This window comes from Aquibacillus sediminis, assembly GCF_005870085.1.
Taxonomy (GTDB): Bacteria; Bacillota; Bacilli; order Bacillales; family Amphibacillaceae; genus Aquibacillus_E; species Aquibacillus_E sediminis.
The window spans coordinates 25148-32184 of sequence record NZ_SZNM01000036.1; the positions used below are offsets into that span (position 1 = coordinate 25148).

The 7037-nt window shown below is 39.3% G+C and carries 4 protein-coding genes and 1 riboswitch; all 4 genes read right to left on the minus strand.

Annotation, left to right across the window (positions count from 1 at the left end; all coding sequences use genetic code 11):
* Positions 1–30: 30 nt before the first annotated feature.
* A riboswitch (cyclic di-GMP riboswitch) is annotated at positions 31–127 on the minus strand.
* Positions 128–252: 125 nt separating this feature from the next.
* Positions 253–1119, minus strand: coding sequence for a YitT family protein (locus FCI53_RS19705; protein ID WP_138420717.1), 867 nt, complete (start codon positions 1117–1119; stop codon positions 253–255).
* Positions 1120–1861: 742 nt separating this feature from the next.
* A protein-coding gene (gene prfB / locus FCI53_RS19710) for a peptide chain release factor 2 (RefSeq protein WP_138420718.1) occupies positions 1862–2963 on the minus strand; the annotation gives its coding sequence in 2 pieces (ribosomal slippage) (positions 1862–2890 and positions 2892–2963; 1101 coding nt in all).
* Between the two features lie 71 nt (positions 2964–3034).
* Complete coding sequence (secA, locus tag FCI53_RS19715) at positions 3035–5545, minus strand: preprotein translocase subunit SecA (protein ID WP_138420719.1); 2511 nt, start codon at positions 5543–5545, stop codon at positions 3035–3037.
* Positions 5546–6219: 674 nt separating this feature from the next.
* Positions 6220–6414, minus strand: a complete 195-nt coding sequence (locus FCI53_RS19720) for a hypothetical protein (RefSeq protein ID WP_138420720.1) — start codon at positions 6412–6414, stop codon at positions 6220–6222.
* Between the last annotated feature and the right edge of the window lie 623 nt (positions 6415–7037).

A 7037-nucleotide genomic window follows, 5' to 3' on the forward strand; every position in this document is an offset into this window, starting at 1 on the left:
GCCAACTTAGTTAGATTTATCATCAAATTTTGTGGTAGCTAGGCGATCATGGTAGAAGTTATACTTCCCCTACTTTAGACCCTGAGCTTTGCGTCGTATCCTTTCGAATAGTTTGCCTTTTCTTTCCCAATTATTCAGTTGTCATTGAATAATTGTACCGAAAAAACAGCCTATTTTCAACTTTTTTCGACATTTAAACGGATTATTATAGGTATAATTGATTAGGAAATTTTACGTTGTCTTGTTGAAATGTTAAGTTGTTTTAAAACCTTCTCCTAATACTTCGGTTGCATTCATCGCCACAAGAAATGCTTCAGGATCAATCCTTTTGACGGTTTGGGTGACTTTGCTAAATTCATTTTGCGCAATTACACACATCAACACTTTGCGATCTTCATTCGTGTATCCACCGGCGCCATTTAATACCGTAACCCCACGATCGACATCGTTAAGCAGAACTTGTCGAACTTCCTCCACTTGATTCGTGATAATCATAACATTCTTGGATGTATTGAGCCCAACTTGGACAAAATCAATCGTACGACTTGTGATGAACAAACTAATTAAAGCATACAACCCTTGTTCAATCGAGAATACGAATGCAGCAGTTATTACGATCATTCCATCAAAAATGGCCACACATATACCTAATGGCAGCGGGATAAATTTGTGAAACATCTGTGCAGCGAGATCAACTCCACCAGTGGATGCTTTTCCGCGAAACACAATACCAATACCAAGGCCAACTCCCATACCACCAAAAATAGCCCCTAAAAATGGGTCAGCTGTTGCCACCGGCCATTCTCTTGTTAAAAAGACGAAAAATGGCAAGATTACCGTTCCTACCAATGTTTTAAGCCCAAAGTTCTTCCCAAGGATCCATACCCCGGCGAAAAATAACGGAACATTTAATGCCCATTGAACAATCGACGGCTCCCAGTCAAAGACATGCTTAGTAATGGTACTAATTCCAGAAACACCACCAGATGCAATTTCATGTGGTAATAAAAAGACATTAAATGCTAATGCAACAAAAAAGGATCCTATAAGGACAAGTGTATATTCCAGTATAGTAACAAGAGCCCTTGGTGCTGGTTCTCTTCTATATTTTGCAATCATATGAAACACCTCGCTGTTTATTGTTGTTGTTTGAATAGATATTGTGTCATGCTGTTTGGCGTGTCGAGCTTAACTATCTTCATGGTTGGTATGGCATGGTGTGTTATAATTGCGGCATTTATTCACTATTATTACTCTTTTTTCCATTAGAAGAAGGATTTTAGTTCAATTTCAGATGTATTTGCTGCGCCTCTTCTATGCCTCCACCCAACCTTCGAAGTATAACATCCCCAACCCCCGTTCTCAATACAATCAAGCACTGTATAGTGGTAAAGCGGTAGAGTGTTTTGATGGGGGTGGTGGCTGGAGTTCGGGACAGTAAATCGTTTTTCTGTACCAAAACCTGTTATGCTTTCTCATTTCGGGACAGTAAACCATTTTTCTGGCCCAAAATCTGTTATGCTTTCTTCTTTCGGGACAGTAAATCGTTTTTCTGTACCAAAATCTGTTATGCTTTCTTCTTTCGGGACAGTAAATCGTTTTTCTGTACCAAAATCTGTTATGCTTTCTTCTTTCGGGACAGTAAATCATTTTTTTGTACCAAAACCTGTTATGCTTTCTCATTTTGGGACAGTAAATCTTTTTTTGTACCAAAACCTGTTATGCTCTCTCGTTTTGGGACAATAAATCATAAGGGGTGTTATAACGTAGCGCTGGAACTGAACTTGGCTACAAATTTCACATTGTTCAACAAAAAAATAGTGAAACCCCTCTAACCAAGGCTTCACTATCATAAACAAAATTAATTCATTCTTGAACGTAAATAGGCATCAATAAACGGATCGAGATTACCATCCATGACTGCTTGTGTGTTTCCGACCTCATAGTTGGTGCGGTGATCTTTAATCATCGAATATGGGTGGAATACGTAAGAACGGATTTGGCTTCCCCAACCGATTTCTTTTTGCTCACCACGAATGTCATCTAATTGTTGTTGCTGTTTTTCGATTTCTAGTTGATATAATTTTGCTTTTAACATTTTCATTGCTTGTTCACGGTTTTTAATTTGCGAACGCTCTGACTGACAAGTTACTACTGTATTCGTTGGCAAGTGGGTAATTCGAACAGCAGAATCGGTCGTGTTCACGTGCTGGCCACCTGCACCACTGGAACGATACGTATCTATTTTCAGATCTTCTGTTTTTACGTCAATATCAATATCATCATCGAGTTCTGGCATTACTTCACAAGATACAAACGATGTATGGCGGCGACCAGACGAATCAAATGGTGAAATTCGCACTAAGCGGTGGACACCTTTTTCTGCTTTTAAATAGCCATAGGCGTTGTGGCCTTTAATTAACAGTGTCACACTTTTAACACCTGCTTCTTCACCTGGTAAGTAATCCAATGTTTCCACTTTGAAATCTTTCGCTTCTGCCCAACGTGTATACATACGAAGCAACATGCTAGCCCAGTCCTGTGATTCGGTTCCACCAGCACCAGGGTGTAATTCAAGAATGGCATTGTTTTTGTCGTAAGGTTCACTTAACAGCATGTATAATTCAAAGCTGTTCAATGCTTCTGTTAGTTCGCTTACTTCATTTTCCAATTCTTCGCGCAAGTCTTGATCGTTTTCTTCTTTGACTAATTCATAGGAAACTTCCAGATTTTCATGGGATTCAACATGACGATCAAATGTATGAACCAAATCTTTTAGGCCATTTACCTCACTAATGACTTTTTGTGCATTTTGCTGGTCATCCCAAAAGCTAGGATCCGTCATGATTTCTTCCAGTTCTGCAATACGAGCCCTCTTTTGTTCTAAGTCAAAGAGACCCCCTAAAGTCCGCTAAACGATTAGCCATTTTTTCAAGTTCTTGTTTAATTTCTACTAATTCCATTTAAAATTCACCTCATACATGATAGAAGGAAACACCCTCCGAAAAGAGTGCCTCCCTTTATTCATTCTCTATTATTTACCATGACATTGTTTATACTTTTTGCCGCTTCCACATGGGCATGGGTCATTTCGACCGATGCTTTCTCCTTTTACATACGGGCGCTTGACTTTTTGTTTCTTGTCTTCGCCACCTGACACGGGTTTAGCATCTTTTACAACTTCTTCTCGTTGTAAGTTTTCCCTAATTTGTGCCTTCATAATGTAGCGGGCAACTTCTTCATTGATCGATTCCACCATTGCCTCAAACATGGAGAAACCTTCCATTTGGTATTCGCGCAATGGATCATTTTGGCCATATGCACGCAAATGGATTCCTTGACGTAACTGATCCATTTGGTCGATATGGTCCATCCATTTAGTATCAACCGTACGTAGCACGATGACTTTTTCAAACTCTCTCATTTGTTCTGGAGTGAGTTCTTGTTCTTTTTGGTCATACTTAGCATTGATTTTTTCCATGACCAGCTCGATCATTTCTTCAGGTTCTTTTCCTTTTAAGTCCTGTTCAACAATTAAATCAGGCTCTAACAAGTTGGCATGGAGATATTCAATAATTGCCGATGTGTTCCAGTTTTCTTCCGCGTCATCTTGGGTATGGCGATGGATTAGATTTTCCACGGTCGAACGAATCATCGGCTCAATAATTTCTCGTAAGTTCTCCGATTCAATCACGTCAAAACGTTGTTTGTAAATAATCTCACGTTGTTCACGTAACACATCGTCGTATGAAAGAACTGTCTTACGAGCATCAAAGTTGTTCCCTTCCACACGTTTTTGTGCGGATTCGACTGCACGGGAAACCATTTTACTTTCAATTGGTTGCGTGTCATCCATCCCCAGTTTTTCCATCATATTTTTCATATTATCGGAACCAAAGCGGCGCATTAATTCATCTTCCATCGATAGATAAAATTGAGTAACACCTGGGTCTCCTTGACGACCAGAACGACCACGTAACTGATTATCAATTCGGCGTGATTCGTGTCGCTCTGTACCAATAACGGCAAGTCCGCCAAGCTCTTTGACACCTTCACCAAGCTTGATATCTGTACCACGACCAGCCATGTTAGTCGCAATTGTCACCGCACCTGGTTGTCCTGCATCTTCAATGATTTCTGCTTCACGATAGTGGTTTTTCGCATTTAATACATTGTGTTTGACACCAGCACGTTTCAACAACTTAGAAATAATCTCTGATGTCTCAACAGCTACCGTACCAACAAGTACTGGTTGTCCTTTTTGATGACGTTCTTTAATTTCCTCCACAACAGCTTTATATTTTCCTTCCGTTGATTTGTAAATTAAATCAGCTTTGTCATCACGAACGATTGGTTTATTCGTTGGGATTGCAATAACATCCATGTTATAGATGTTACGGAATTCCTCTTCTTCCGTCTTAGCTGTACCAGTCATCCCTGCTAGTTTTTCATACATACGGAAAAAGTTCTGGAACGTAATCGACGCAAGTGTCATGCTTTCATTTTGAATTTGCAATCCTTCTTTTGCTTCTATTGCTTGGTGCAAGCCATCGCTATAGCGTCGACCTTTCATGAGACGTCCAGTAAATTGGTCAACGATGACGACTTGATCCTCTTCCACCACATAGTCCATATCACGATGCATCGATACGTGTGCTTTTAACGCTTGATTAATATGGTGCATCAATGTCACATGGTTTAGGTCAAACAAGTTTTCAATCGAGAAAAACCGCTCTGCCTTGTTCATCCCTTCCTCGGTCAATTGCACACCCTTTGATTTTTCATCATACGTATAATCTTCTTCATTTTTCAATGTTCGAACAAAAGCATTGGCTTGATGGTACATTGTTGCCGACTTTTGTGCTGAACCAGAGATAATTAATGGTGTTCTCGCTTCATCAATTAAAATCGAGTCGACCTCATCAATAATGGCAAAATGAAGTGGGCGCTGTACCATTTGCTCTTTATATAGCACCATGTTATCACGTAGGTAATCGAATCCATATTCATTGTTTGTACCATACGTAATGTCTGCCAAATAGGCGGCACGTTTTTCTTCTTTTGTCATGCTGTTACCATTCATACCAACCGTTAAGCCTAGAAATTCATAAAGTTGTCCCATTTCTTTGGCGTCACGGTCTGCTAAGTATTCGTTCACGGTGATAATATGTACACCTTTACCAGTGATTGCATTCAAATAAGCTGGCATGGTGGAAGCTAATGTTTTCCCTTCCCCTGTTTTCATCTCGGCAATGTTTCCTTCATGTAAGGCAACCGCACCTAAAATTTGCACTGGAAACGGACGCATATTCAAGACACGCTTAGCTCCCTCGCGCACAACAGCATAAGCTTCTACCATCATATCATCAAGCGATTCTCCATCTTGGTATCGCTTCTTGAATTCTTCCGTTTTTGCACTTAATGCTTCGTCTGACAATTTTTCGATGTCTGGTTCCATCGCTTCCACTTCATCCACTACTTTTTGTAGTCGATTTAATTGGCGTTGATTGCCATCACCAAACACTTTCTTTAATAATCCACGCATACTAACGCTCCTCTAAACAGTCATGTTAAATGATTTATGGTTGGATTCATTTGTGGATCATTACTTGATCTATGTCCACTGCTTGTATCCTTTATTCGTTTGTACATTTTAATTGAGTATAGTATAGTCCAAACTTAATAATAACACTAGGCCTAACCGATGACAAGAATGCTATTGTGTCATTCCCCTACGAAGTTTGCTGATTTATGTAACCTTCTTTTTGTAAATCGTTGTTGGTTTTGAATGTGTGGTTGCTATATAATACGCAATAAGTAATTTGGTATAGTGAACCATACGTGATAAGGACAAAAAATAGCTTGATTACGTACGAAAAAGCCCTAAATATACGTTAGAGAGGGGAAAATTAGCTCGATTACGTACGAAAAAGCCTTAAATATACGTTAGCGAGAGCAAAAATCAGATTGATCATGTAAACTGTTTTGAAATATTTATTGCACAATATGTAGTTACTGTGCACCAACAATCTTACAAGAGAGCTTTTTATAAAAATATTTTGTATAAGTCATTACCTTTATAAACAGAGTATCCGCTCAAATGATTTAACCTGTCCTACTGCGACAGTGTTTATATTTATGATGTCAAAAGCAACAATATCCATAGAAAAATGAGTAGCTCGGGGCTGAGCTACTCATCTCGTTGGGGCAACATGCGGATTATTGAGGCTGAGTTGGGGCAACTTTGATCCGGGGCGATTGCAATTGGACCTGTTCTAACTGTTCTTGCTTCCTTGTCAGCTCATTCAATTTTCTATTTGTTACTGCAACCATTGCCAATAATTGTGTGATCGTTTGTTCATGTTGTTTTAGTTTTTCATTCATAAAACTACAATCTGAACAAGAACGTTGCACGATGGGCACCTCCGTTTTTTGTTGTTGATTCTGTTATAGCACGGATAAAACGATCGCGCCACTTGCCATTTCAAAGAAACGATTGTACCAAATAGGCTTATTTTCCCATTATTCTACTGCGTACGACAAAAATACGAGTAGAATATAGCTTATTAAATTCAATTCACCAGTTCTTTTAAAAATATCGGAAATTGTGAACATTTTTATAATAGTGTTAAAAGTTCAAAATAATGCACGTCGTGGCGGATCGTCATTCCGCTATTTGCCCTAAAACTGCAATTTCCGTTCGTTTGCCGGTTCCTCGTTCCGTTATTTAGTGATTTTCTTGACTTTTAAACTCGGATTGGCCTAATTAACGGAACCACGGACCGCCTCACGCCCAAAAACTTCCTTTTTCTGCTCTTTAGCGGAATAAGGAACCGGCAAGATGAAGGAGCCGGTTCATCATCTCCACCTACCAACTCCCCACAAAACACAAAAAAAGAGCCCCAGCAACTAAAATGGTACCTGTAGTTAGGACACTTGAAAAAGAGTGTTTAAACTACAGGTATTTTTTTATATACTTAAGTTTCAAGATATGGGGAAAAGAGGACAACATGAGTAAAATAACATTTTCAACTAGA